Source organism: Sabulicella glaciei, from assembly GCF_026183895.1.
In the GTDB taxonomy this organism is placed as follows: Bacteria; Pseudomonadota; Alphaproteobacteria; order Acetobacterales; family Acetobacteraceae; genus Roseococcus; species Roseococcus glaciei.
Map to the genome: position 1 here is coordinate 463,085 of NZ_JAPFQI010000001.1, position 24,620 is coordinate 487,704.

The 24,620-nt window shown below is 69.0% G+C and carries 27 protein-coding genes; 15 read left to right on the forward strand and 12 right to left on the reverse strand.

The window, feature by feature from the left end; translation table 11 throughout:
• Positions 1–82: 82 nt before the first annotated feature.
• From tcuA to OF850_RS02015, 4 genes are read left to right on the forward strand one after another with little or no spacing between them, the layout of a single operon-like run.
• A complete protein-coding gene (gene tcuA, locus OF850_RS02000; RefSeq protein ID WP_301587987.1) occupies positions 83–1,477 on the forward strand; it encodes an FAD-dependent tricarballylate dehydrogenase TcuA in 1,395 nt (464 codons plus the stop codon).
• A gap of 41 nt (positions 1,478–1,518) precedes the next feature.
• Positions 1,519–2,676: a tricarballylate utilization 4Fe-4S protein TcuB gene (gene tcuB / locus OF850_RS02005; RefSeq protein WP_301587988.1), complete on the forward strand. Its 1,158-nt coding sequence runs from the start codon at positions 1,519–1,521 to the stop codon at positions 2,674–2,676.
• Positions 2,673–3,632 carry a Bug family tripartite tricarboxylate transporter substrate binding protein gene (locus tag OF850_RS02010; protein WP_301587989.1) on the forward strand — a complete coding sequence of 320 codons (960 nt, stop codon included), beginning with the start codon at positions 2,673–2,675 and terminating at the stop codon, positions 3,630–3,632. Before tcuB ends, OF850_RS02010 begins: the two co-directional genes overlap by 4 nt.
• A gap of 59 nt (positions 3,633–3,691) precedes the next feature.
• A complete protein-coding gene (locus tag OF850_RS02015; protein ID WP_301587990.1) occupies positions 3,692–4,108 on the forward strand; it encodes a septal ring lytic transglycosylase RlpA family protein in 417 nt (138 codons plus the stop codon).
• On the opposite strand, the gene OF850_RS02020 is transcribed toward OF850_RS02015, so the two are convergent.
• From OF850_RS02020 to OF850_RS02030, 3 genes are read right to left on the reverse strand one after another with little or no spacing between them, the layout of a single operon-like run.
• Complete coding sequence (locus OF850_RS02020; protein ID WP_301587991.1) at positions 4,102–5,211, reverse strand: S-(hydroxymethyl)glutathione dehydrogenase/class III alcohol dehydrogenase; 1,110 nt, start codon at positions 5,209–5,211, stop codon at positions 4,102–4,104. The genes OF850_RS02015 and OF850_RS02020 overlap by 7 nt on opposite strands.
• A gap of 10 nt (positions 5,212–5,221) precedes the next feature.
• The gene (locus OF850_RS02025; RefSeq protein ID WP_301587992.1) at positions 5,222–6,178 is read right to left on the reverse strand and encodes a Bug family tripartite tricarboxylate transporter substrate binding protein; all 957 of its coding nucleotides are present in this window, start codon (positions 6,176–6,178) and stop codon (positions 5,222–5,224) included.
• Positions 6,179–6,181: 3 nt separating this feature from the next.
• On the reverse strand, positions 6,182–7,990 hold the full coding sequence (locus tag OF850_RS02030; protein WP_301587993.1) for a CocE/NonD family hydrolase: 1,809 nt from the start codon (positions 7,988–7,990) through the stop codon (positions 6,182–6,184).
• An 88-nt stretch (positions 7,991–8,078) separates the two neighbouring features.
• On the opposite strand from OF850_RS02030, the gene OF850_RS02035 reads away from it, so the two are divergent.
• Both OF850_RS02035 and OF850_RS02040 read left to right on the forward strand, forming a co-directional pair.
• Positions 8,079–9,038: a Bug family tripartite tricarboxylate transporter substrate binding protein gene (locus OF850_RS02035; RefSeq protein WP_301587994.1), complete on the forward strand. Its 960-nt coding sequence runs from the start codon at positions 8,079–8,081 to the stop codon at positions 9,036–9,038.
• A 154-nt stretch (positions 9,039–9,192) separates the two neighbouring features.
• Positions 9,193–10,185, forward strand: coding sequence for a TAXI family TRAP transporter solute-binding subunit (locus OF850_RS02040; RefSeq protein WP_301587995.1), 993 nt, complete (start codon positions 9,193–9,195; stop codon positions 10,183–10,185).
• Positions 10,186–10,250: 65 nt separating this feature from the next.
• Here the strand turns inward: OF850_RS02040 and OF850_RS02045 are convergent, their stop codons facing one another.
• The 4 genes from OF850_RS02045 to OF850_RS02060 all read right to left on the reverse strand — a co-directional run bounded on the left by OF850_RS02045 (position 10,251) and on the right by OF850_RS02060 (position 14,518).
• Positions 10,251–12,257: a TRAP transporter permease gene (locus OF850_RS02045; RefSeq protein WP_301587996.1), complete on the reverse strand. Its 2,007-nt coding sequence runs from the start codon at positions 12,255–12,257 to the stop codon at positions 10,251–10,253.
• Between the two features lie 101 nt (positions 12,258–12,358).
• On the reverse strand, positions 12,359–13,027 hold the full coding sequence (locus OF850_RS02050) for an amino acid ABC transporter permease (protein WP_301587997.1): 669 nt from the start codon (positions 13,025–13,027) through the stop codon (positions 12,359–12,361).
• Positions 13,017–13,682, reverse strand: a complete 666-nt coding sequence (locus OF850_RS02055; RefSeq protein ID WP_301587998.1) for an amino acid ABC transporter permease — start codon at positions 13,680–13,682, stop codon at positions 13,017–13,019. The genes OF850_RS02050 and OF850_RS02055 overlap by 11 nt, the downstream gene beginning before the upstream one ends.
• Entirely contained in the window at positions 13,679–14,518 is an 840-nt protein-coding gene (locus OF850_RS02060; RefSeq protein ID WP_301587999.1) for a transporter substrate-binding domain-containing protein, read from the reverse strand. Before OF850_RS02060 ends, OF850_RS02055 begins: the two co-directional genes overlap by 4 nt.
• A gap of 158 nt (positions 14,519–14,676) precedes the next feature.
• Between OF850_RS02060 and OF850_RS02065 the strand changes: the two genes are divergently transcribed.
• Positions 14,677–14,886 (forward strand): hypothetical protein, encoded by a 210-nt coding sequence (locus tag OF850_RS02065; RefSeq protein WP_301588000.1) that lies wholly within the window; start codon positions 14,677–14,679, stop codon positions 14,884–14,886.
• A 7-nt stretch (positions 14,887–14,893) separates the two neighbouring features.
• On the opposite strand, the gene mtnA is transcribed toward OF850_RS02065, so the two are convergent.
• Positions 14,894–15,976: an S-methyl-5-thioribose-1-phosphate isomerase gene (gene mtnA, locus OF850_RS02070; protein WP_301588001.1), complete on the reverse strand. Its 1,083-nt coding sequence runs from the start codon at positions 15,974–15,976 to the stop codon at positions 14,894–14,896.
• 123 nt (positions 15,977–16,099) lie between these two features.
• On the opposite strand from mtnA, the gene OF850_RS02075 reads away from it, so the two are divergent.
• Positions 16,100–16,705: a LysE family translocator gene (locus OF850_RS02075; protein ID WP_301588002.1), complete on the forward strand. Its 606-nt coding sequence runs from the start codon at positions 16,100–16,102 to the stop codon at positions 16,703–16,705.
• On the opposite strand, the gene OF850_RS02080 is transcribed toward OF850_RS02075, so the two are convergent.
• Both OF850_RS02080 and OF850_RS02085 read right to left on the reverse strand, forming a co-directional pair.
• The gene (locus OF850_RS02080) at positions 16,706–17,176 is read right to left on the reverse strand and encodes a UPF0262 family protein (protein ID WP_408906451.1); all 471 of its coding nucleotides are present in this window, start codon (positions 17,174–17,176) and stop codon (positions 16,706–16,708) included. It lies immediately after the preceding gene.
• Positions 17,177–17,178: 2 nt separating this feature from the next.
• The gene (locus OF850_RS02085) at positions 17,179–17,595 is read right to left on the reverse strand and encodes a DUF983 domain-containing protein (RefSeq protein ID WP_301588003.1); all 417 of its coding nucleotides are present in this window, start codon (positions 17,593–17,595) and stop codon (positions 17,179–17,181) included.
• Positions 17,596–17,664: 69 nt separating this feature from the next.
• Here OF850_RS02085 and OF850_RS02090 point away from each other — a divergent pair, with 69 nt between their 5' ends.
• The 6 genes from OF850_RS02090 to OF850_RS02115 all read left to right on the forward strand — a co-directional run bounded on the left by OF850_RS02090 (position 17,665) and on the right by OF850_RS02115 (position 21,794).
• A complete protein-coding gene (locus OF850_RS02090; RefSeq protein WP_301588004.1) occupies positions 17,665–18,321 on the forward strand; it encodes an aspartate/glutamate racemase family protein in 657 nt (218 codons plus the stop codon).
• Positions 18,318–18,719, forward strand: coding sequence for a ketosteroid isomerase-related protein (locus OF850_RS02095; RefSeq protein WP_301588005.1), 402 nt, complete (start codon positions 18,318–18,320; stop codon positions 18,717–18,719). The genes OF850_RS02090 and OF850_RS02095 overlap by 4 nt, the downstream gene beginning before the upstream one ends.
• Positions 18,720–18,776: 57 nt before the next feature.
• A complete protein-coding gene (locus OF850_RS02100) occupies positions 18,777–19,799 on the forward strand; it encodes an AI-2E family transporter (protein ID WP_301588006.1) in 1,023 nt (340 codons plus the stop codon).
• A gap of 55 nt (positions 19,800–19,854) precedes the next feature.
• Positions 19,855–20,307, forward strand: a complete 453-nt coding sequence (locus tag OF850_RS02105) for a c-type cytochrome (RefSeq protein WP_301588007.1) — start codon at positions 19,855–19,857, stop codon at positions 20,305–20,307.
• 135 nt (positions 20,308–20,442) lie between these two features.
• Entirely contained in the window at positions 20,443–21,438 is a 996-nt protein-coding gene (locus OF850_RS02110) for a Vgb family protein (RefSeq protein WP_301588008.1), read from the forward strand.
• On the forward strand, positions 21,435–21,794 hold the full coding sequence (locus tag OF850_RS02115; RefSeq protein WP_301588009.1) for a c-type cytochrome: 360 nt from the start codon (positions 21,435–21,437) through the stop codon (positions 21,792–21,794). Before OF850_RS02110 ends, OF850_RS02115 begins: the two co-directional genes overlap by 4 nt.
• A 14-nt stretch (positions 21,795–21,808) precedes the next feature.
• Here the strand turns inward: OF850_RS02115 and OF850_RS02120 are convergent, their stop codons facing one another.
• Positions 21,809–22,312, reverse strand: a complete 504-nt coding sequence (locus tag OF850_RS02120) for a YciE/YciF ferroxidase family protein (RefSeq protein ID WP_301588010.1) — start codon at positions 22,310–22,312, stop codon at positions 21,809–21,811.
• Positions 22,313–22,488: 176 nt separating this feature from the next.
• Here OF850_RS02120 and OF850_RS02125 point away from each other — a divergent pair, with 176 nt between their 5' ends.
• Positions 22,489–23,160 carry an ImuA family protein gene (locus OF850_RS02125; protein ID WP_301588011.1) on the forward strand — a complete coding sequence of 224 codons (672 nt, stop codon included), beginning with the start codon at positions 22,489–22,491 and terminating at the stop codon, positions 23,158–23,160.
• 6 nt (positions 23,161–23,166) lie between these two features.
• Here OF850_RS02125 and OF850_RS02130 read toward each other — a convergent pair whose 3' ends face one another.
• The gene (locus OF850_RS02130) at positions 23,167–24,618 is read right to left on the reverse strand and encodes a sensor histidine kinase (RefSeq protein WP_301588012.1); all 1,452 of its coding nucleotides are present in this window, start codon (positions 24,616–24,618) and stop codon (positions 23,167–23,169) included.
• Between the last annotated feature and the right edge of the window lie 2 nt (positions 24,619–24,620).

Sequence of the window (24,620 nt, forward strand, 5' to 3'; positions counted from 1 at the left end):
TCATAGGCAAGGGCGGCCGGACTGCCCATCTGGACGCACTGGATACAGGCGGATACAAAGGTTCGCATCGGGGGAGGCGGGGTTGGACTTCACGAGGGTCTGGGACGTTCTGGTGGTGGGAGGCGGCAATGCCGCTCTCTGCGCCGCCATCACCGCGCGCCGCCTGGGCGCCAGTGTCCTCGTGGCGGAGCATGCGCCGAAGCCCATGCGGGGCGGCAATTCCCGCCACACCCGCAACCTTCGCGCCCTGCATCCGGCGCCCACCAACGTCCTCACCGAATCCTACCTGGAGGAGGAGTACTGGGACGACTTGCTGCGCGTGACCGGCGGCCGCACGGACGAGGCGCTGGCCCGCATGACCATCCGCGCCAGCCAGCACGCGCCCGGCTTCCTGGAGGAGTGCGGCGTCGTCTTCCAGCCGAGCCTGTCCGGCACGCTGTCCCTGTCCCGCACCAACGCCTTCTTCCTGGGCGGCGGCAAGGCGCTGGTGAACGCCCTCTACCGCACCGCCGAGGCGCTGGGCGTCGAGGTCCTCTATGACACCGAGGTGCAGCACATCGCCGTGGAGGAGGGCTTCGCGAAGGAGGCCATCGTCTCCTGGCGCGGCTTCCCCGAGCGCATCCGCTTCCGCACCGTGGTCGCGAGCAGTGGCGGCTTCCAGGCCAATCGCGAGTGGCTGCGCCGCTATTGGGGCGACGCGGCCGACAACTTCCAGATCCGCGGCACGCCTTACGCCCAGGGCCGCGTCCTGAAGGACCTGCTGGGCCAAGGCGTGCAGGAGGTGGGCGACCCCACCCAGTTCCACGCCGTCGCCAACGACGCCCGCGCGCCGATGGAGGATGGCGGCCTCGCCATGCGCCTCGACTGCGTGCCCTTCTCTGTCGTGGTGAACGAGGAGGTGGAGCGCTTCTACGACGAGGGCGAGGATGTCTGGCCCAAGCGCTATGCCATCTGGGGCCGCCTCATCGCGCAGCAGCCCAACCAGCGCGCCTTCGCCATCAGCGACTCCCAAGCGCTGTTCGACTACCTGCCCAGCGTCTTCCCGCCGGTCTTCGCCGGCTCGGTCCGTGAGCTGGCCGGCAAGCTGGAACTCGACCCAGACAAGCTTGAGCGGGTGGTGGCGGACTACAACGCCTCCGTCCGTCCCGGCACCTTCAACGGCAAGGCGCTGGACGATTGCCACACGGAAGGCTTGACGCCACCCAAATCCCATTGGGCGCGGCGCATCGAGAAGCCGCCCTTCCACGCGCATCCGCTGCGCCCTGGCATCACCTTCACCTTCCTCGGCGTCAAGGTGAACGACCGCGCGCGGGTGATGATGGCGGATGGCAAGCCCTCGGCGAACATGTTCGCGAGCGGAGAGATCATGGCGGGCAACATCCTCGGCCAGGGCTACCTTGCCGGCTTCGGCATGGCGATCGGCACCGTGTTCGGCCGCATCGCGGGGGAGGAGGCGGCCCGTGCAGCCAGGAACTAACCGCCCTTGGGCGCGCCGCGCCGCGGCTTCGGAGAATGACCATGTCCCAAGCCTCTGACGGCATGAAGCTGGCGGCCTATTCCGCCGGAACCGAGGCCGCGCCGCGTACGGAATCAACGACCGTGGCAGAAGCCCGCCGCCAGATGGAAATCTGCAATGCCTGCCGCTACTGCGAAGGCTATTGCGCCGTGTTTCCTGCCATGGCGATGCGCCGCGCCTTCTCCGAAGGTGACCTGACGCACCTCGCCAACCTTTGCCACAACTGCAAGGGCTGCTTCCATTCCTGTCAGTACGCCCCTCCACACCCCTTCGGCGTGAACATCCCAGCGACCTTCGCGACCATCCGGCAGGAAAGCTACGCCGAATACGCGGTGCCGCGCGCCATGGGTCGCCTCTTCGAGCGCAACGGCACGGTGGTGGCCGGCATCTCGGCGCTGGCCCTGACCCTGGTGCTCCTGCTGGTCGTGGCGCTGCAGGACCCCAGCGTGCTGTGGTCGGCGCAGACTGGGACGGGCGCGTTCTTTCGCGTCATTCCCTACACGGTGATGGTGAACCTTGCCTCGCTCACCTTCGGATGGGCGATCGTGGCGATGATCCTGTCCTCCTGGCGCTACTGGCGCGGCACGGCGCCGCGCTCGCGCCTGCCGCTCTCAGGCCCGGCCGTGGCGGAGGCGACGATGGACGTGGTGCTGCTGCGCAACCTTGGCGGCGGGGGGCATGGCTGCAACGATCTGGATGACGGCTTCGCGCAGAAGCGCCGCTGGCTGCACCAGGCCATGGCGGGCGGCTTCCTGCTTTGCTTCGCCGCTACCTCGGTCGGCACGGTGTACCACCACATCCTCGGCTGGTTCTCGCCGCATCCCTTCTGGAGCCTGCCCGTGCAGCTCGGCACCTGGGGCGGCGTGCTGCTCTGCATCGGCGCGGCGGGGCTGCTCTACGTCAAGGCGGTGACGGACCCGGCGCCGGTTGCGCGGCGCCTGCTGGGCGGGGAGGTGGCGATGCTCGCGCTGCTTTTCCTGATCGGCGCGACGGGGCTGCTCTTGTTGGCGGTGCGGCACACCGGGGCGATGGGGATCACCCTCGCGCTGCATCTGGGGCTGGTCTTGGCTTTCTTCCTGGTGCTTCCCTATTCCAAGATGATGCACGCGCCTTTCCGGGCGCTGGCCCTGCTGCGCAACGCCATGGAGAAGCGCCGATGATCACGCGACGCCTGCTGGGGGCCTCGGCCCTCGCCGTTCCCGCCATCGCCAGCGCCCAGTCGCGCGCCCTGACCCTGGTGGTGCCCTACGCTGCCGGCGGCGGCACGGACATCGCGGCGCGCGAGTTCGCCGGGCTCTTCTCGCAGGAACTGGGCGGGCAGAGCGTGATCGTGGAGAACCGGGCCGGCGGGGCCGGGCATGTCGGCGCGCTGGCCGTTCATCGCGCGCGGCCCGACGGGCAAACGCTGCTCTTCGCCGTCTCGACCAACGTGGTGATCAACCCGCACCTCCAGCGTGGTGACCGCGTGGACCTCGCGAACTCGCTGGAGCCCGTGGTGCAGACCTCCGCCTACCAGTACGTGCTGGTGGTGCATCCCTCGAACCCGGCGCGCACCCTCCAGGAATACGTGGAATGGGTGAAGCGCCAGCCGCGCGGCAGCGTCACCTTCTCTTCTTCCGGAGTGGGCGGAAACAACCACCTCGCGGGCGTGCTCTTCGCCGAGGCGGCGGGGATCGAGATGGAGCACGTGCCGTATCGCGGCACCGCGCCTGCGCTGATGGACGTGGTGGCACGCAACATCACCCTCAACGTTTCCTCGCCACCCCCCGCCATCAGCCTGGTGCGGGAGGGAAGGCTGCGCGCGCTGGCCGTCACCGGCAATGCGCGGATGCCGGCCCTCCCGGAGGTTCCGACCCTGCGCGAGGTCATCCCGGACCTCGTCATCGAGGGATGGCACGGCATCTTCGCCCCCGGCGGCACGCCGGCGCCGGTGCTCGACCGGCTGGAGCAGGCGGCGCGCCGCGCCATCGCCAACCCGAGCTACGTGCAGCGCCTTGCGAATGAGGGGCTGGAGCCGCCGCCAGAGCGTCCCCGCGCGGCCTTCGCCACTGCGGTGAAGGAGGAGAGCGCCTACTGGGCCCGCAAGGTTCCGGAACTGGGCATCTCGCTGGACTGATACGCGGAGGGGGGTCGCGCGTTTGCTTCGCCGGAATCATTCCGGCGAAGGAGCGGCCCATGCCGAGAGCGTCCCATTCGTCCCTGGTGGCCTTGATGGCCCTGGGGCTTGCGGCCTGCCAGTCCGCGGAGCGGCCTGCCCGGCCCCCCGAGGCCACCGGCCCCGCGCAACGCGGCGAGGGCTCCTACTACAGCCCGACCCTGGCCGGGCGCCCGACCGCGAGCGGCGAGCGCTTCGACCCCGATTCCGACACGGCCGCCCACCCCAGCCTACCGCTCGGCACGGTGGCGGAGGTGCGGAACCTCCGCACCGGGCGCGCGGAGCGCGTGACGATCCGCGACCGTGGACCCTTCCGGCGCGGCCGCATCATCGATGTCAGCCCACGCACGGCCGAACGCCTCGGCATGAAGGAGGACGGGACGGCACCGGTCGAGGTCCGCCCCGTTTCCATGCCCGGAGGCAGCGCGCGTCAGTAGAGGACGACAGTGCGGATGCTTTCGCCCCGCTCCATCATCTCGAAGCCCTCGTTGATGCGCGCGAGCGGCAGGGTGTGGGTGATGAGCGGGTCGATCTCGATCTTGCCGTCCATGTACCAGTCCACGATCTTCGGCACGTCGGTGCGGCCCCTGGCCCCACCGAAGGCCGAGCCCTGCCAGCGTCGCCCCGTCACCAGCTGGAATGGCCGAGTGGCAATCTCCGCACCCGCCGAGGCGACGCCGATGATGGTGGAAACCCCCCAGCCCTTGTGCGCGCATTCCAGCGCCTGGCGCATGAGGTGGACGTTGCCCACGCACTCGAAGGAGTAGTCGGCCCCGCCGCCCGTCAGCTCGACGATGTGCGCGACGAGGTCGCCGCCGATCTCCTTCGGGTTGACGAAATGCGTCATGCCGAATTCGCGGCCCATCGCCTCGCGGTCGGGGTTCACGTCCACGCCGACGATCATGTTCGCGCCGACCATGCGCGCGCCCTGGATCACGTTCAGCCCGATGCCGCCCAATCCGAAGACGACGACATTCGCCCCCGGCTCGACCTTCGCGGTGTAGATCACGGCGCCCACGCCGGTGGTGACGCCGCAACCGATGTAGCAGATCTTGTCGAAGGGCGCGTCGGCGCGGACCTTCGCCAGGGCGATCTCCGGCAGCACGGTGAAGTTCGAGAAGGTCGAGCAGCCCATGTAGTGCAGGAGGCTCTGGCCCTTGTAGGAAAAGCGGCTCGACCCGTCCGGCATCAGCCCACGCCCCTGGGTGGTGCGGATGCGCTGGCAAAGGTTCGTCTTGGGGTTGAGGCAGTACTCGCACTCCCGGCATTCGGGCGTGTAGAGCGGGATGACGTGGTCGCCCGGCTTCAGCGACGAAACGCCCGGCCCGACTTCCCGCACGATGCCCGCGCCCTCATGGCCGAGGATGGCGGGGAACAGCCCCTCCGGATCAGCACCGGAGAGCGTGTACTTGTCGGTATGGCACAGGCCGGTGGCCATGATCTCCACCAGCACCTCGCCCGCGCGCGGGCCTTCAAGGTCCACTTCCACGATCTCGAGCGGCTTCTTCGCCTCGAAGGCGACGGCGGCGCGTGTCTTCATGTGGCTCTCCTCAGCCGATCGAAAGGTTGCGACGGCGGATGAACTCGCCCCACAGGGCGCTCTCCCGGTCCAGGCGTGCCTGCATGTCTGACGCCGATCCCTGGAGCGGGATCAGGAACTGCTCGCGCAGGCGACGCTGCACCGTCTCGTCCGCCAGCGCGCCGCGGATCGCGGCATTCAGCGTTTCCACCGCCTGGGCCGGCATTCCGGCGAGGCCGACCATGGCGAACCAGCCCGGCATGACCGGCACGTCCAGCCCGGCCTCGGCCTGGGTCGGCAGGTCAGGCATCTGCGGCACGCGCTCCGTCGCCACCACGGCCAGCGCGTTCACGGCGCCGGACTGGATATGCGGAAAGGCCACGCCGAAGGTCGGGATCATCGCGTCCACCTCGCCGGTGATGACAGCGGTCACCCCCTGCGCGGTGCCGGGATAGGGCACGTGCGTCATCCGCACGCCTGCGCGGTCGCACAGCATCTCCATCGCCAGATGCGTGGAGTTGCCGTTGCCGGCGGAGGAAAAGGACAGGTCGCGCCCCTTCGCCGCCTCGATCAGCGCGGGCAGCGTAGTGATGCCGCTGCGTTTGCTGGTGATGAGGACGAAGGGCGTGTCGGTGCAGGGCGCGATCACCGTGAAGTCGCGCGCCACGTCATAGGGCAGGCTGCGGTACAGATGCGGGTTGAAGGCCAGCTGCGACACGCCGGTCAGCAAGATGGTCTGCCCGTCGTTGCGTGCCTGCTTCAGCGCATTGATCGCCACCGCGCCGTTCGCGCCGGGACGGTTCTCGACCACCACGGGCTGGCGCAAGGCGGCCGACACCGGATCCTGGATGATGCGCGCGACCATGTCGTTGGAGGAGCCGGGCGCCTGCGGCAGCAGCATCCGCACCGGGCCGGAAGGGAAGCCCTGCGCGCGCGCGACGGCAGGGGCGGCCAGGAGGGGCAGGGCGAGGAGGGTGCGTCGGTTCATGGCTCAGGCTCCGGGACGGAGGGGAAGGTCGAGCGTGCTGCCCGCATGCAGCACGAAGCGAGGCGGCCGCCCATGCGGGGTCTGGATCATGTGATCGGCATCGTGGCCCGCGATGGAAAGGCGCAGCCTGCTGCCCGCCTTGAAGCGCCACGCGACCGGCAGCAGGGCAAGGCGCACGTGCTCCACCTGTCCCGGCTGCATCGGCGCGGCATCCTCGCGCCGATAGCTGCGCCAGGGCCAGGCGCAGCGATAGGTCCGCGGTGGCTCGGCCTCCTTCCGGTGGAGGAGGCGCAGCAAGCCTTCCGTCACGTATCGCACCGTCCCATCCGCCTCGACCTCGGACAGGTAAAGGAGCAGCGCCCCGTCCTGCTCTGAGCATTCCAGCTGGATATCGGCGATCACATGGCCCGCAAGGTCCAGCGGCGCGTCGAGGGGCGCGGTGGTGAAGTCGGACAAGGCCTCCTGCCGCGCGGTCCAGTCCGCGTGGTAGGTGGTGCTGTTGATGCCGGCGATGCGCTCGTAGCGCGTGCCGTCGCCGCTGCCCCAGGCGAAATCCGCCTGGACCTCCGCGCGCAGCGTGCCTGCTTCGCGCTCCAGCCTAGCACCGTCGCGCAGGTGCAGGCGTCGGGACTCCGGCGCGGGCGGCCACGCATCGGCTGCGTGCCACGCTTCCTCGTGCATGGCGAAATAGTGGATCGGCGCCTCGTTCCGCAGGCCCGTGTCACGCTCCATCAAATATTCGTCGAAGAAGCGCGTCACCTCTCCCAGCAGCGCGAATTCCGGGTCCACGCCGTTGCGCCAGGGCGAAACGTTGCAGCGTGCCCCGTGATCCCAAGGGCCGAGCAGCAGGTGGCGCGGGTTGCGGGACAGGGTGAGGTAGCGCGCGATGGCGGAATTGGCGTAGCCCGCTCCATCCATCCAGCCGGAGACGCAGCACACCGCGACGCTCTCCGGAATCGTGGGGCTCGCCGCGTAGGGGCTGATACTGGCGGAGGAGAAGCCCGGATCGTGCGGCAGCGCCTCCTCCCGGAAGCGGAGGTCGGCCATGAAATCGGGCTGCCGGAAATTGCCGAGGTGTTCGTGCACGGCTGCGCGGCACAGCGCGCCGTCCGGATCGTCGTCCACCGGGGCGGGACCGCGCAGGTCGGGGTTCGCGAAATACGCGAAGTTCTTGAGCAGGTCGCGCCGATCATGGTCCATCGCCACCATGAGATCGTCATAGACCTGCGCGAGGCGGTTCAGGTACAGCCCGCCCGGGTAGTAGTGGTCGGCCCACGTGTCCCACACGGCGAAGAGGGGCGCGATCGCCTTCACCGCCGGATGCGCGGTCGAGGCGAGGAAGTCGGAGGCCGCGCCGGGATAGGAAATGCCCGTCGCGCCGATGCTGCCGTTCGACCAGGGCTGCGCGACCACCCAATCTGCGAGTTCCTTCGCGTCGTCGCGCTCGCGCGGCGAGCGGAAGGAATCGCGCGTGCCGAAGGACGCCCCGGTGCCGCGCACATCCACCACCACCAGCGCGTAGCCGCGCGGCACGAAGGCCTCGCGGAACTTCGCGGTGTTGGGGCAGGCCTCGGCCGTGCTGCCCGGCTCCAGGCTGAAGCGGCGGTAATAGGGCGTCAGCACGACGATGGCGGGGAAGGGGCCTTCACCCCCCTCGGGCAGCCACGCATCCAGGGCGATCCGGCAGCCGTCGCGCATTGTGACATAGCGCGAGAGCGGTTTCGTGGGGACGCGAAACGGCGTTTCCCTCCGCGCCCAATAGGCCGAAGGCGCTTCCTGCCATGCCGCGCTGCCCGCGTCCCGATCGCCCATGCTCTGATCCTGATTCGTGAGGGGCGGAGATTGGCCCCGGTGTGCTTCTTCGCCAAGCTTGTCGCAACAATTCAGGGAGGACACCACCATGCTCACCCGCCGCGCCCTGCCTGGGCTTTTCCTGGCCGCACCCGCTTTCGCGCAAGCCTTCCCACAGCGTCCGATCCGCCTTGTCATTCCCTTCACCGCAGGCGGATCCAACGACATCCTCGGACGCATCCTCGCAGAGGGGATGGCCATGCGCCTCGGCGTGCCGATCGTGGTGGAGAATCGGGGCGGTGCGGGCGGGGTGCTTGGCAACGACCTCGTCGCCAAGGCGCCGGCCGATGGGCACACGGTGCTGCTGGCCGGGTCAGGTTCCTTCGTCATCTCGGCGCTGACGCATCCGCGCCTTCCCTACGATCCGGAGCGCGACTTCACGCCGGTCGGGCTGCTGGGCGCTTCGCCCAACATCATCGCGGCGGACCCGCGCCTGGGCATCGATGATCTCGCTGAGCTGCGCGAGAAAGGGCGTGCCGCCAATCCGTCGCTGACCTTCGGAACAGCAGGGGCGGGGACCACGGCGCATGCACTGGGTGCGATGACCGCACTTACCCTCGGCATCCCACTGGAATTCGTGCATTACCGTGGCACGGCGCCGGCGCTTCAGGACGTGCTGGCGGGGCGCGTCTCGCTGATTAGCAACGCCGCCGCGCCCTTCATTCCCTTTCTTTCCGCTGGAACGTTGCGCGGCATTGCCGTCGCGGGGCGCGAGCGCTCCAAGGTTGCGCCGGCGATTCCGACCAGCGCCGAACAAGGCTTTCCCGACCTGGACAGCGCAACCTGGTACGGTCTCGTGACGCCAGCTGGCACGCCGGACCCCGTGCGAGCGCGCCTGCTGGACGCGATGAACGCGACCTTGGCTGATGCGCCGACGGCCGCGCGCATCGAGGAGCAAGGCTGCGAGATCGAAACGTCGCGCACGCCCGAGGATTTCGGTCGCTTCCTCGCGCGCGAGCGTCAGCGCTGGGGCGTCGTGGTGGATCGAGGGCGGATGCGCGAAGGATGATGCGACGGGTGCGTGTCCGCTAACGGCTTGATCCAGCGACAAGAGATTGCCCTTTTCCCCCGGTCTGGGCCATTTTGCCCGCGCCGGGCCCCCAAGGGGCGGGCGAGGGCGGCGCGAGCCACCCCTTGTCATGACTGGGAGGAGTAAAGATCACATGCAGCGACGCATTCTGCTGACCGGGGCCGCACTTGGCCTCACCGCGCCCGCCATCTTCGGCCGCGTCCACGCGCAGCCGCGCAATTCGAGCTGGCCGCGCGCCCTCAACATGGGAACCGCCGCGCCGGGTGGTACCTATGCCCTTTATGGCCCGGCCTGGGGCCAGCTCGTGCAGGAGGCGACGGGCGTCAACATCTCCTACCGGACCACGCAGGGGCCGAACCAGAATATCGTTCTGGTGCAGCGGCGCGAGGTCGAGGTTGGCATGGTGACGATGGGCGTGGCGCTGCAGGCCTGGAACGGCCAGGGCGACTGGACGCAGGGCAACCAGTTCCGCGAGATCCGCGCGCTCTTCCCGATGTACGACACGCCGTTCCACGGCATCTCGCTGAAGCGCAGCGGCATCACGCAGATGTCGCAGCTGGCGGGCAAGAACATCGGGGTCGGGCCGCGCGGCGGCACGCCGGGCACCTACTTCCCGCTCATCATGAACACGCTCGGCTACCGCCCCGCCGCGATCCGCTTCGGCTCGGGCAGCGACATGTCCGGCCAGCTGCAGGACGGGCTGCTGGATGCGTTCCTTTTTGCCTCCGGCGTACCCATCCCCGCCTTCTCCGAGGCGGAGACGCAGGGCGAGGTGAACTTCCTCGACTACACGCAGGAGGAGGTGCAGAAGCTCACCCAGGCCTTCCCGGAGCTATCGGCCTCGACGCTGCCGGCCAGCACCTATCGCACGGCGGGTCGCGAGCTGCGGGTTGTCGGCATGTTCAACTTCGCCATCGGCCACCGCTCCCTGCCCGAGGACCTGGTCTACGAGATGGTGAAGGCGGTGCTGGGGCAGCAGCCGCGCCTGCAGCAGGCCATCGCCGCCGCGTCGGAGACGACGGCCGCGAACGCCAGCAAGAACAGCTTCCTGCCCTATCACCCCGGTGCGGCGCGCTACCTGCGCGAAGTCGGGCAGAACATCCCGGACAACCTCGTCCTCGCCTGAGGCCGGGGGGCACCGCGGCGTCCCCCGTCTTTTTGGCCGCCCCGGTCCTGCCGGGGCGGCCTTTTTCATGCTTGGCGCACCGCTGCGGGAGTCACTTCCTCCGGATAGGTGCGCTTCTGCCAGAGCAGCAGGGCGATGCCGATGGCGATGCCCGAAAGGTCCGTGACGAGCTCGGGCACCATCAGCATCAGCCCGGTCGCGCCGGACACGAAGCGCAGCGGCAGGGCGAGCGGCCCGTTCCACATCCACCCTTCCGTGGAGCATGCCAGCAGGTAGATGCCGCAGCACGCCGTCGTGAAGGACAGCATGATGCCGAGCAACGGCCCCTGCGCCAGCAGCACTGGCGACATCCAGAACAGGTAGGGCACGATGAAGGTGGCGAGGCCGAGCTTCACCGCGATCAGGCTGGTGCGCCACATGTCCGCCCCCGCCATGGAGGCCGCGGCGAAGGAGGCGAGCGCAACCGGCGGCGTGATGGACGAGAGGACCGCGAAGTAGAAGATGAACATGTGCGCCACCAGCGGCTCGACCCCGATGCGGATCAGGCCCGGCGCCACAACCGCGGCCGCGATAGCGTAGGCGGCCGTCGTCGGCACCCCCATGCCCAGGATCACCGCCACGACCATGGCGAACATCATGGCGAGCAGCGAGGAGGCGCCGGCCACGTCCAGCAGCATGGTCGCGAAGCGCCCACCCACCCCCGTCACGCCGATCACCCCGGCCACGATGCCAGCGGCGGCGCAGACGGCGATGAGCTGCATCACCTCCTTCATAGAGTTGTGCAGCGTCGCGTAGATGGACTGCCCCGTCTCGATGAAGGTGGCGACCGTGGCAGCGAGGATGTTCTGCCCCTGCACCATGGCGCGATGGGCGAGAGTGGTGCCGAACATGATCACCAGCGTCGCGGCGATGCCCCAGGCAGCCGCGCGGAAGGGCGAATAGCCCTGGAGCAGCATGGCGATCAGCAGCACAAGCGGCGATGCCATGTAGAGGTGGCGCAGCACGTAGCTCCAGCGCGGCAACTCCTCGCGCGGCAATCCCCTGATGCCCAGCTTGCGGGCGTTCAGGTCGCAGTGGATGTAGTTGGCGACATAGAAGAGAAGCGCGGGGATCAGCCCGGCCAGCGCGATCTCCGTGTAGGGGATGCCCAGCACCTCGGCCATGATGAAGGCGCCCGCGCCCATCACCGGCGGCGTGATCTGCCCGCCGGTGGAGGAGGTGGCCTCGATGGCGCCAGCCGTCGCACGGTCGTAGCCGACGCGGCGCATCATCGGGATCGTGAAGGCACCGGAGGCGACGACATTGGCGACGGCGGAGCCCGAGATGGCGCCGAACATGATGCCTGACAGCACGGTCACCTTCGCCGGGCCGCCGCGCAGCCGCCCCACCAGCGCCAGCGCCACGTCGTTGAAGTAGTCGCCCGCGCGCGAGGTCTGGAGGAAGGTGGCGAAGACCACGAACATGATGATGAAGGACGCGCTGACCTGCACGATGGTGCCGAGCACGCCGTTGTTGTTGAACAGCTCGACCAGCGCCTGGTCGAAGGATACGCCGCGGTGGAAGAGGATGCCCGGCAGCCATGGCCCGATGAAGCAGTAGGCTATGAAGACGCAGGCGATGAGCGGCATCACGAAGCCGGCCGTGCGCCGCGCGAATTCCAGCACCAGCAGGATGCCCACCCCCGCGACCCAGAGATCGGCCATGTTCGGGCCCATGAAGGACCGCATCTCGATCCCGTCGGCATCCAGGATGTAGTGGAATGGGATGGCGATGCTGGCCAGCACCAGCAGCCAGTCCAGGATCGGAACCCGCGTCGCCTGGGTGGTGGAGGCCCGCGACGCGAACAGGGTGAAGCCGAGAGCGGCGCCGAAAAAGACGTGGATGGCGCGCGAGATGGTCGGATCCACGGGCTGGACCAGCAGGATCCAGAGATGGAAGGCGACAAAAGCCACCGCCGCCGCGCGCCACGCCATGCCGACGAAACCTGGCAATTCGCGGCGGGCGGTCGCGAACTCCATATCGTCAACCGCGGTGTTCACCTCCGCGGTCGTCTTGAGGGTGTCCCCCTGCATCCCCTGCGCTCCCGGTCAGATTCGCCGCATCCCGGCCATTTTTTTGGAACCGGCGCCTCCATAGACCGGAAGGGGCTGCGACGGAAACTGTCTTGTAGGGTCTAGCGCCGCGCGGCGAGCTGCCGGTTTTCCAACCGCGACAGCATCCGCACGAAGGGCCAGAGCAACAGGAAGTAGATCACCGCGGCGGCGACGATGGGGGTGGCGTTGTAGGTCACGCTCTGCGCCTGCCGCGCCTGGAACAGGAGTTCGGGCAGTGCCACCACAGCCGCGAGCGAGGTCAGCTTCACCACCTCCAGCGTGTTGGAGACGAGGTCGGGCAGCACGTTCCGCACCGCCTGCGGCAGCACGACAAATGCCAGGGCATGAGGACGGCTCAGGCCCAGCGAGCGTGCGGCTTCCATCTGACCCTTGGGGACGGAGGCGATCCCAGCGCGAAGGATCTCCCCATAGTAGGCACCAGTATTCAGAAAGAAGCCGATCGCCACGGCTTGCCAGGCCGAGACCTCAAGCCCCGCGAAGGGAAGGCCGGCATAGACCACGACCAGCAGCACCAGCGGTGGAAGCGCGCGGAACACATCCACCCAGGCGGCGACAAACCAGCGTAGGGTGCGCCGCTGAGTCAGCGACAGCAGGGCGAGCGCCAGACCGCCGAGGAGGCCAAGCGGCACCACCATCAGCGACAGCAGCACCGTCCGTCCCAGCCCGTCCAGCAGGATGGGCCAAGCTTCCCAAAGGATTTCGGTGTTGAGGAAGGCGTCAGCGAACATGCCAGCGCCGCTCCACCCAGCGTCCCACCACGACCACCGGCAGGAACAGGGCCAGATAGGCCAGCGCCGCCAGAGTGAGGGGGGTCGGATTGAAGGAGAACGACACGCCCGCCTGCGCCGCGCCCAGGATCTCCGGCACGGCCACCACGCTGGCCAGGGCCGTGCCCTTGGTGATGGCGATGGTGCGATTCACCAGGGGCGGGATCACGATCCGGACCGCCTGGGGAAGCACCACCAGGAAGAAGGTCGGCACGAAGCGCAGGCCCAGCGCCCGGGAGGCCTCCCACTGACCCTTCGGCAGGGTGGTAATGCCCGCCCAGAAGATCTCCTCGGCGAAGGCCATCAAGACCAGCGAAAGGGCGAGCCACGCCGCTACGAACCCATCCAGTGCCATCCCAGCCGCCGGAAGGCCGAAATACAGCAGCACGATCACCACAAGCGGTGGCACGGCGCGGAACAGATCCACCACGAAGACGATGAGCCAGTTCAGCAGCCGCACGCCCATGGCCCGCAGCACCGCGAGGCCGAGCCCCGCGGCGAGGCCGGTGGCGATGACGCATGCCGCCAGCACCACCGTCACCCCCATCCCCTCGATGATCTTCGGCCCGTGCTCGACCGCGACGCGGAGGTTCAGGAAGCTGTCGGCGAAGCTCACCCGCAGTTCGGGTTCTGCGGCGTCGGGTCGTAGCCGGGAAGGTCAGGCGGACCATAGCCGGGGAAGACGATGTTCTCGGCCTCCTCGGGGCCCGGGCGGTCGCCGAACCAGCGCTCGGAGATGCGGGCGATGAAGCCGTCGCGCTTCATGCAGGCCAGCACGTCCTCGACCTGCCGGCGCATCTCGCCCGAGTCGCGGCGGAAGGGCGTACCCCAATGAAGCTGCGTCCCGGGCAGGACCCAGTCCGCCACGAATTGCGGCGTCCGCGACGCGGAGTAGCGCACCACCGTGTTGCCCGAGAGGTTGGCGTAGGCACGGCCCGAAAGCACCGCCTGCACCGCGTCCGGCTGGGTGTCGAAGGCGAGCAGGGTGAGGTTCAGCCGCTCCGCGTTGTTGCGGACCCACGCCTCGTAGGGCGTCCCCTTGTTCACGCTGATCGCCTTGCCGCGCAGATCCTCCTCCGACCGGATGGGCGTGGTGCCGCGACGGATGCCGAACTGCAATGCGGTCCAGAGATAGCCTTCGGTGAAGAGCAGGTTCTCCGCGCGCTCGCGCGTTACGGTGGTAGGGGCGCAGAGGAAATCGTAACGCCCGGCATTCAGCGCCGGGATCAGCCCGCTGAAGCTCGCCGAATCGATCGTGATTTCACGGCCCATGCGGCGAGCGACCTCACGGAACAGGTCGATCTGGAATCCCTGGACGCCGCCTTGCAGCGAGGGAAAGGCGTGTGGGGCAAAAGTGCCGTCCACCGCGCATCGCAATGGCGGCTGAGCCTGCTGAGCCATGGCGGTTGCGGAGAGCGTGGCGGCGAAGAGGCCGGCGAGAAGAACTCGCATGCGTCGGCTCCTTTTCCCTGAAGGTTTGCGGTGCAGCGCAGCCTTTCATGCCGGTCTGATCTGCGCAACATGCAGGGATTGCGGTAGGGGTTACCACAGTCTCGCCGCGATTGGGGGTCAGGAATCGGTTCGTCACGGTTCCCAAGGAGTGACCGCCCATGCAACGTCTCGGCCTCGCCCTCACGCTTTCCGGCCTCGTCCTCGTGCTTGGCGTCGTTCTCATGGTTCTGTCCGACGGCGCGAATCTGCTGCGCGCCGCGGCCTTCCTGCCGGCCGCCCTGGTGGCCTCGGGCGGCTCGCTGCTCGTGCTCGGCATGGTGCTGCTGGAGCGCGGGCGCGCGCCCGAAGAGGCGCGCATCCGCATCTGAAGCGGCGCTACCCCTTCTCCGGGTAGAGATCCAGCAACGCAGCCTCGTTGGCTGCGCAACGCCCGCGTTCGGTGATGAGACCCGTCACCAGCCGCGCCGGCGTCACGTCGAAGGCGGGATTCGCCGCCTCGCTCCCTTCCGCTGCCACGCGCACCGTCTCGACCCGCCCATCGGCGGTGCGGCCCGTTACATCCGTCACCTCGGTGCCTGAGCGTTCCTCGATCGGGATCTCGGCCACGCCGTCGCGCACCGTCATGTCGAGGGTAGAGTGCGGCAGGGCGACCCAGAACGGCACCCCGTTGTCGCGCGCCGCCAGCGCCTTGAGGTAGGTGCCGATCTTGTTCGCTACGTCGCCAGTGCGCGTCACGCGGTCGGTGCCGACAAGGACGATATCCACCTCGCCATGCTGCATCAGGTGGCCGCCGGCATTGTCCGAAACGACGGTGTGCTTCACTCCATGCGCGCCCAACTCGAACGCCGTCAGCGCGGCGCCCTGGTTACGCGGGCGCGTTTCGTCCACCCATACATGCACGTCCAGACCCTTGTCGTGGGCCATGTAGATCGGCGCCAACGCCGTGCCCCAATCCACCGTCGCCAGCCATCCGGCGTTGCAATGGGTGAGCACGTTCACCTTGCCCTTGCGGGCGGCGATCTCCTCCAGCAGTGGCAACCCGTTCTCGCCGATGCGGCGGCATGTTTCCGCGTCGTCATCGGCGATCTCGGCGGCCTCGGCATAGGCGGCCTCGGCGCGTTCGGCAGGCGGAAGATTGTGCAGGCGCGACTTCTGCCGCTCCAGCGCCCAGCGGAGGTTGATCGCGGTCGGGCGGGTTTCCGCCATCTCGCGCAGCACCTCGTCCAACTGCGACGGATCCTCGCGCATCGCCAGCGCAACACCATAGGCCGCGACGGCGCCGATCAGCGGCGCGCCGCGCACCTGCATGGTGCGGATGGCGTGCGCCGCTTCCCTCCAGGTGGAAAGGCGCAGCGGCGCGACCTCCCAGGGCAGGCGCGTCTGGTCGAAGATGCGGACGGACCAGCCATCCTCGCGGTCCAGCCAGACGGAGCGATAGGAAACGCCGTTGATCTTCATGCGCCGACCCTTGTGATGCCGCTGCCGCATACCGGGTCCGCTCCGGCCACCCAAGAGGCGTGGTTGCGGCGGCCTAGCCGTTTGGGGCAGCGTTGCTGTCCTATATGGAGGGAGAAGAAGCTGATGGAAGGCGCTGGATGGCTTCTTGCCGTGACTGGCTTCGCCTTCGCCATGGCGGCCACGCCGGGACCCAACAACGCCATGGTCACGGCTTCCGGCGCCAATTGGGGCTTTCGCCGCACACTTCCGCACATCCTCGGCATCTCGCTCGGCTTCCCGTTCATGTTCCTCGCCGTCGCGCTGGGGGCCGGAGAGGCCTTGCGAATGCTGCCTTGGCTGACCGGCATCCTGCGCTGGGTGGGTGCCGCCTATCTGCTCTGGCTGGCTTGGCGCATCGCTACGGCGGTGCCGACGGCGGGCAATGAGGCGCGCGGGCGGCCCTTCTCCTTCATGCAGGCCGCGCTTTTCCAATGGGTGAACCCGAAGGCCTGGATGATCGCCCTGGGGGGCGTCGCCGCCTACGCGACCGGCGACGGCACCGCCTTCCTGGTGCAGGCCACGCTGCTCGCGGCGGTCTTCACCGCGGTCACGCTCCCCGTCGTGGCGTTCTGGACGCTAGCCGGGGTCGGGGCCTCGCGCTTCCTGCGCAGCGAGGCGGCGCTTCGGCGCTTCAACCTGGCGATGGCACTGCTGCTGGTGCTGTCGCTCGTGCCGGTGTTGTGGCCCTAGTCAGACCCGCGCGTGCAGCGCCGCGATCAGCGTGAAGAGGCGTCGGGCCGTCTCGAAATCCACCGCGATCCGGCCGTCGAGCCGGGTCTGCAGCAATTCTGCCGCTTCGTTGTGAAGGCCGCGCCGCCCCATGTCGATCGCCTGGACGCGGGCATCCATCGCACCCTCCGTCACCGCCTGCTCGTGGCTTTCCACCAGCATGTGGTAGTCTTTGATCATCCGCCGGAACGGCCCGAGTACTAGGATGATCGCCCGCAGTGGCTCGTCCTCACCGTCGCGGATGTCCAGGATCAACCTTCCCTCCCGCACCATCAGGTGCAGCCCGAAGGGGCCGGGGCCGAGCCCTGCCGGATCGAAGCGGTTGCCCGCCAGCAGGTCCTCGACCGCCTGCCGTCGGTCGGCTTCGGCATAGGCCGAGGGGGGAGGCGGCGCGCCGGGCAGTTCGATGCGGACCAAGCGAGGTTCGGCCACGCTCAGCCTTCCAGGCCGAGCCGCACCATCAGCCCCACCGTCGCACCCTTCACGGGGCGCAGCAGCAGCGTGGTGAGGATGGCGAAGAGTGGCAGCCCGATCAGCAGGTAGAACCAGAAGGGCGGCTCCTGCGCGCGTTCGAGCCAGAAGATCGGCGGCACGAGGAGGTGACCGACCAGGAAGATGGTGAAGTAGGGCGGCGCGTCGTCGGCACGCAGGCGGCCCAGCGGCGCCTCGCAAACCTCGCAGCGGTCCACGACGCGCAGGAAGCCCTGGAAGACCTTGCCTTCCCCGCAGATCGGGCAGCGGTTGCGCGCGCCACGCCACATGGACTGGCCAAGCGGCAGGCGAGGCCAGGGATAAGGCAGGGGCGCCCCTGCTTCTTGGGGCAGGCGCTCGGCGGGGAGGGTGTCGGGCATGTTGCGCTGCACAATGATACCTTTCGGGCCGGCGTGGCAAGAACGGGTGACGCCTGCCATGCTGTTGTGATGGACCGGCGCATCCTCTTCATCAATCCCAACGCATCGTCCTCCTGCACGGCGGGCATCGCGGACGCGATCGCGCCCTTCGGGCCTGGGCTGGAGGTGACCTCGCTGGCCGATGGTCCTCCCGCCATCGTCACGTGGCGCGACTGGTTCCGGGTTGCGGAGCCCTTGTGCCGGGTGATCGAGGCCACTCCCGCCGATGCTTACGTGATCGCCTGCGTGAGCGATCCCGGCCTGGAGGCGGCACGCACGGCGACGGACCGTCCGGTGCTGGGCATGTTCCGCTGTGCCGTCGCCGCAGCCCTTGCCCGCGCTGAGCGCTTCGGCGTGATCGGCTTCACCGCCGCGTCCCTGCCGCGCCACCGTCGCATCCTAGCCGGGATGGGCGTGGAAGCGCGCATGGCCGGATGGGTGCCGCTGAACCTGCCGATGGAGGCGCTCACCGATGCCGTCGCGCCGCAGCGCCGCATCGCCGAGGCCGCGCAGCGCCTCGCCGATGAAGGGGCCGAGGTGGTGATCCTCGGCTGCGCCGGCATGGCCGGCCATGTGGCCGTGGCACGGGAGGCCGCAGGCGTTCCTGTGATCGAACCCTGCCGTGCAGCCGCTGCCGCAGCGGTGCTTGCCGCGATGGAGGAGGTGGTGGCACCAGTCTCGGCATGAACACCGAGACCTCCATCCGTGACTACTACGCAGCCTTCAACCGTGGCGACTGGGAGGCGATGCTGTCCCTCCTTGCCCAAGACGTGGCGCATGACGTGAACCAGGGCAGGCGCGAGACAGGACGCGACGCCTTCCGCGCCTTCCTTGGCCGCATGGAGCGAGCCTATCGTGAACGCGTCGAGGATCTCGTCGTCATGGCCTCGCCGGACGGAGCGCGCGCGGCGGCGGAGTTCACCATCCACGGTGAATACCTGGCGACCGACGAGGGCCTGCCCGAGGCCCGTGGCCAACGCTACGTCCTGCCTGTGGGCGCCTTCTTCGAAGTGCGGGACGGGCGCATCGCCCGCGTCACCAACCACTACAACCTCGCCGATTGGCTGCGGCAGGTGGGCAGCTAGGGAACGCAACCTTCCCGGTCCTGGCGGCTTCACGCTGCGATGCAGGAAAGCGAGGCGATGCTGGACCGAACCGAAGAGGAGCGGCACTTCCTCCGCCGCGTGCTGATTGTCCTGGGCGTCGTCGTTCTCCTGCTTACCCTCTGGGCGGTGCGCGAGGCGGTGCTGATCGCCTTCGCCGCGTTGCTTGTCGCCGTGATGCTGAGTGCCTGTGCGGATTTCATCAGCACGCGCACTGGGTTGGGGCGGCGCTGGGCGCTGATCCTCTCGGCTCTGCTCATCCTTGCATTCCTGGGGCTTTGCGGACTCCTCGTCGGCACCCAGGTCGCGAGCCAGGTGACGCAACTCATCAATGGCCTTCCGCGCGCGCTCACCGAGGTGGAGAACCGTCTCGGCATCGACCTTCCGAGCGGCACCGCGGCCTTGCCGAACAACATCATGGGACATGTCGCGGGGCTTGGCCGCGCGTTGGTGGACGCCACCTCGGCCCTGATCCTCGCCGTGGTGGGCGGCGGGTTCCTGGCGGCCGATCCGCAGCGCTACCGCGCCGGCGTCGTGAAGCTGTTTCCCAAGGACCAGACCGCACGCGTCGAGGACATGCTCGACACGCTGGGCGCCGTGCTGCGCCGCTACCTGCTGGCGACGCTGGTGGCCATGGTCATCATCGGCACGGCGGCGGGGCTTGCCAGCTGGTGGCTTGGACTGCCCGCGCCGCTGGCGCTTGGCCTCTTTGCGGGGCTGGCGCAGTTCGTGCCGGTGATCGGCGCCGTGGTGGGTGCAGTCCCGGCGGTGATGCTGGCCGCAGCGCAGGGCGGCTCCGTCCTGCTCTGGACCATCGGCGCCTTCGTGGTGATCCAGCAGGTCGAGAGCAACATGATCACCCCCGTGGTCGAGGAGCGGCTGGTGAACATCCCGGCCTTTGTCCTGCTTCTCGGCATCGTGGCCGCAGGGGCCGTGTTCGGCCTGCCGGGTGTGGTGCTGGCGGCACCCATCACGGTGGTGTGCTTCGTCGTCGTGCAGAAGCTCTGGGTCCGCGAAACCCTGGAACGCCGGGTCGAGGTGGCGGGCGAGGGCGAGGCGTGAGCGCAACCCTGCGCCGGGGCTGATGTTGCCGGAGGAACAGGCCCGGAGACTCCGATTGCGCGCGTTGACCCTGCCTCTGCTGCTGGCGCTGGCCGCCTGCGATGCCGAGCCGCCGCCGGAGCTCCGCGTGGCGGGCGGCGACGCCGCGGCGGGACGCGTCGTCGTCGGGGAGCGCGGATGCGGCGCCTGCCACGTCATCCCCGGCGTGCGTGGCGCCGTGTCATGGGCTGGGCCACCTCTCGAGGAATGGTCACGGCGCGGCTGGCTTGCCGGGCGCTTCCCCAACCGGCCCGACACGCTGGTCGCTTGGCTGCTGGACCCACAGGCCATGTCGCCCGGCACTGCCATGCCCAATCTGGGTCTGACCGAAGCCGAGGCGCGCGACGCCGCCGCCTTCCTGTTTTCCATTGGCGCCGGACGGGCGGAGCGCGTGCCCGCGGGGATGCCGCTCGCTCCTGGTGACGGCGGACCGCGCCCCGATCCGCGCATCCGTCCGCGCGATGGCTGAGCGCATCGCGGAAAAAGCCCCGTCCAGCCCGGTTCCGCTTCACGTCTCGTGAAATGGCACCTTATTCTCTTCGGCGCTCGCCGCGCGGAAGCGGTCCGGAATGCGGTCAGCGTGATTCAGGCAACGGAGGTCAGGATGAAGCGTCGTTCCCTTTTCGGACTCGGTGCCGCGCTGATGGCCCTGCCGGCCAGCGCCACACCCAACGGCTTCCGCGTCACCCACTTCAACGCGGCCGCGCCCAATGGCGGGCGCGTCGGCTCGCGCGACGTCACCGCCGCAGGCGACGGGACCATGTGGTTCTGCGGCCAGCGCAACGGAACGCTGAACCGGCTCGATCCGCGAGACGGCTCCATTCGCGTGGTGGACCTTCGCGTCCATGGGGCGGAGCGCGCGGCGCCGCATGGCGTGGTGCGCGGGCCGGACGGCGCCGCCTGGGTGACGGAGGGCGGCCAGAACGGCATCGCCCGCGTGGACCCGTCTGACCACCGCGTGCAGCTCTGGAACCTTCCTGAGCGCTTTGCCAACGCGAACCTCAACACCGGCGTGTTCGACGACCGCGGCACCTACTGGTTCACCGGGCAGAACGGCATGGTCGGCCGCTTCGTCCCGGCGACGGAGCGCATGGATGTGTGGGAGGCACCGCGCGGGCGTGGCGCCTACGGCATCACCAAGACGCCGCAGGGCGGCATCTGGTACGTCTCGCTGGCGGGCAACCACCTCGCGCAGATCGAGGATCTGGACACCGCGCGGATCCGCATCGTGGAGCCCCCGACGCCAAACCAGGGCGCGCGTCGCGTCTGGAGCGACAGCCAGGGCCGGCTGTGGATCAGCGAGTGGAACAGCGGCAACGTCTCGGTGCACGATCCGCGCGACGGGTCCTGGCGCCAGTGGCGCCTGCCGGGTGAGCGGCCGCGCGCCTATTCGGTCTGGGTGGATCCGTCGGACAAGGTGTGGCTGACCGACTTCCCGGCCAATGCCATCGTGCGCTTCGACCCGGCGACCGAGACATTCCTGTCCTTTCCCTCTGACCGACCGGGCGCGAATGTACGGCAGATGGACGGGATAGAGGGTGAGGCCTGGGGCGGCGAAAGCGGCACCGACCGCATCGTGCGGATCCAGTACGGGTTGTGAGGGCGCTGGCCCTGCTGGTCCTGCTGGCGCATCCGGCCGTGGCGGAGGAGGGGGCGACGCTGTTCCGCCTCCACTGCTCCTCCTGCCATGCGATCGAGCCGGGGGCGCCCGCGGGCGCAGGGCCGAACCTCGAGGGCCTTGCCGCGCGGGGCGTCGCCGGGGATGCGGTCTTCGACTATTCGCCGGCCTTGCAGGCGGGCCGGGAGGCGGGGCGTCGCTGGGATGCGGCGTCCCTTAGGGCTTTCATGGCTGATCCGGACGAGGCCTTCCCAGGAAGCTGGATGAGCCCGGCCGGGCCGGCGACGGCGGCGCCGCGCGACGCCATCGCCCGTTTCCTGATGGGGGAGGGGGGCTAGCCCCCTCCGCCGCCTCAGGCGGCCTTGCGGTTCACCCGGCTCTCGGCAACCGCGGTCAGCTTCTTGTCCGCCGCGTATTCCTCATCGAGGTTCTGCTGCAGGACGCTGGCGCAGTCATGACGGCCCAGTTGCTTCGCGAAGGCGATCAACGTGCCGTAGCGGGTGATCTCGTAATGCTCCACCGCCTGCGCGGAGGAGATGATGGCGGCATCGATCACGTCCTGGTCGGACACGTCGCCGAGGATATCCTTGGCCTCGGAAATGATACCGTCCATGGCGGCGCAGGTCGCGCCCTTCACTTCCTGGCCATGCATCTGGAAGACCTGCTCCAGCCGCTTGATCTGGTTCTGCGTCTCCGTCAGGTGCTGCTCCAGCCCCTGCTTGAGCTGAGCGTCGCCGGCCTTGGAGATCATGGTCGGCAGGTTCTTCGCGATCTGCTGCTCGGCATAGTAGATGTCCTGCAGCGTATGCACGAACAGGTCATCAAGGGTCTTGATCGGCTTCGAGAACAGGCCCATGGCGTTGGTTTCCTTGTGTTGGAGGGGTAACGGCTGGCCGTTGCCGAAGGAACGCCTTGCGGCGGAACCGGTTTGTCTGACGAGAAGTTCTTGATCCGTTCTGAGCGGCGTGTCAGCGTCGCCGGCTCATGCCCGACTCGCCCGCCCTTCCGGAATCCTCTCTTGATACGCGTGGGATGGACCGCGCCGCGGTGCTTGCCGCGCTGCGCGCCCGCGTCGCCCGGCACAGCCTGGCGCCCGAGGCTGGCGAGATTCCCCTTGCACCCGGACTTCCCGGCATCGCCCGCGCTGCGGTGCATGAGATCCGCGCAACCTCAATCGGGTCCGGCACGGCCTTCAGCGCCATGGTGCTGGGGCGCAGCGGCGGCACGGTGCTCTGGATCTCGGATGACCTGCTGCATGCGCCCTGGCCGCCCGGCCTCGCGGCGCTGGGCCTGACGCCGGACCGCCTGGTGCTGGCGCAGGCATCGCGTCCGATGGACGCGCTCTGGGCAATGGAGGAGGCGCTGCGCAGCCCGGCCATCTCCGGTGTGCTGCTGCTGGGCGGTGCGGAGCCGGATCTGTCCGCGCAAAGGCGCCTGCAGCTTGCCGCCGCGGCGGGGGGCGGCGTGGGCCTCATCCTGCGGACGGAGGAGGAGCCGCCCCTGGCCGGCACGGCGTCGCGATGGCGCGTCGGCGGCATTGCTGGGATCGGTGGCCTCGCCGATCCGCGCTGGTCACTGGAATTGCTGCGCGTCCGTGCCGGGCGCCCCGTGGGCCCCTGGGCCGTGACTTGGCGCGCCTCCTCCGGCGAGATCGAGTTGGACGAGGAAACGACGGCGGCGCTGCTTCAGACGAAAGCCGGGTAGCCTCCGTCAGCCCAGGCTTTCGGCGGTGAGCAACATGCGGCAGGTCACGCCTTCCGGCCGATAGTCCACCGCCGTTCCGCCACCGGCGAACTTGCCGAGACCACGGGCGATCACCGTCTCGCCGAAGCCGCGCCGCGCGGGCGGGCTGACCGGCGGTCCTCCCGCTTCCTCCCAGAGGATCTCGAGCCCGCCGCCCTCCGGCCGCTGCGCGCGGATGGAAACGCGCCCGCTCTCGTTCGAGAGGGCACCGTACTTCACGGCGTTGGTGACGAGTTCGTGGAAGACGAGGCCGAGCGCCACCGCCGCGTCGCGCGACACCTCGACCTCCAGCCCTTCCATCGAGATGCGGGCGGACAGGGCGGAGACATAGGGCGCCACCTCGGTGGAAACGAGCTGCCGCAGCGAAAGGCCGGACAGGACCTTTCCCGCCAGAAGGTCCTGCGTCGCGGCGAGGGCCGAAAGCCGCTGCGTGAATCGCTCGGCAAAGTCCTGCAGCCCTGTCGCGCCTTCCAGCGTGCGCGCGCTGATGGAAAGCACGAGGGCCAGCATGTTCTTCATGCGGTGGTCCAGCTCGTGCATCAGCAATTCCTGGCGCTTCTCCAGCGCCCGCCGCTCCGACACGTCCACCAGCGTGACGATGCAGCCACCCACCGCGCCGCCCGCCTTCCGAAGCGGCGAGACGCTGAGCAGGATGTCGCGTGCGCGGTCCCCGGCGCGAAGCGTTGCCTCCATCGCGCGGGCCGCGCCGCCGCGCAGTGCGACGGCCACGAGGTCGCCCGCCTCCATCGCGCCGGCACCAGGCGCGAAGGCGAGGGGGAAGGCCTCGCTGAAGGACAGGCCCAGCGGGGAGATGTCCAGCATTCGCGTCGCCGCCGGGCTGGCATGGGTGACGATGCCTTGCGCATCGCACACCGCCACCGCCTCGATCGCAGAGGCCATGATGGCACGGCCGATGCGTTCGCTCTCCTCCCTTGCCACGGCATCCAGGCGCTGAGTGATGTCGGTGAAGGTCAGCGCATGGCCTTTGCCGTAGGGAAGGGGCAAGGGCGCAGCCGTGACCAGCAGGTGGCGCTGCTTCCCGTCGCGGCTCAGCGTCACCTCGGTGCTGCGTCGGCAGCTTTGCTCGGGTGCCAGCAGGTCGCGCAGCGCCGCGCCTGCGACGCCCAGCGTCTCGAGGAGGCCTTGCCGCTCCAGCGTCTCCGCCGGGACGCCGAGCAGCCCAGGCAGCGCGGCATTGACGTAGAGGAGGCGTCCTTCCGTATCCAGCGCCGCCGCGCCCAGCTCCATGGACTCCATGAAGGCGCGATAGGTCTCGTCGCCGCCGACGAGGTGGAAGACCTGCTCCCGCTCGACGCTCCGGACGACCAGCGCGTCCACCTCGCCCTCGCGGATGGCGCGCAGCGTGTCCTCCGCCTCGGCCAGGCGGCGGCGGAGTTCGGAAAGCTCAGGCGCGGACACGT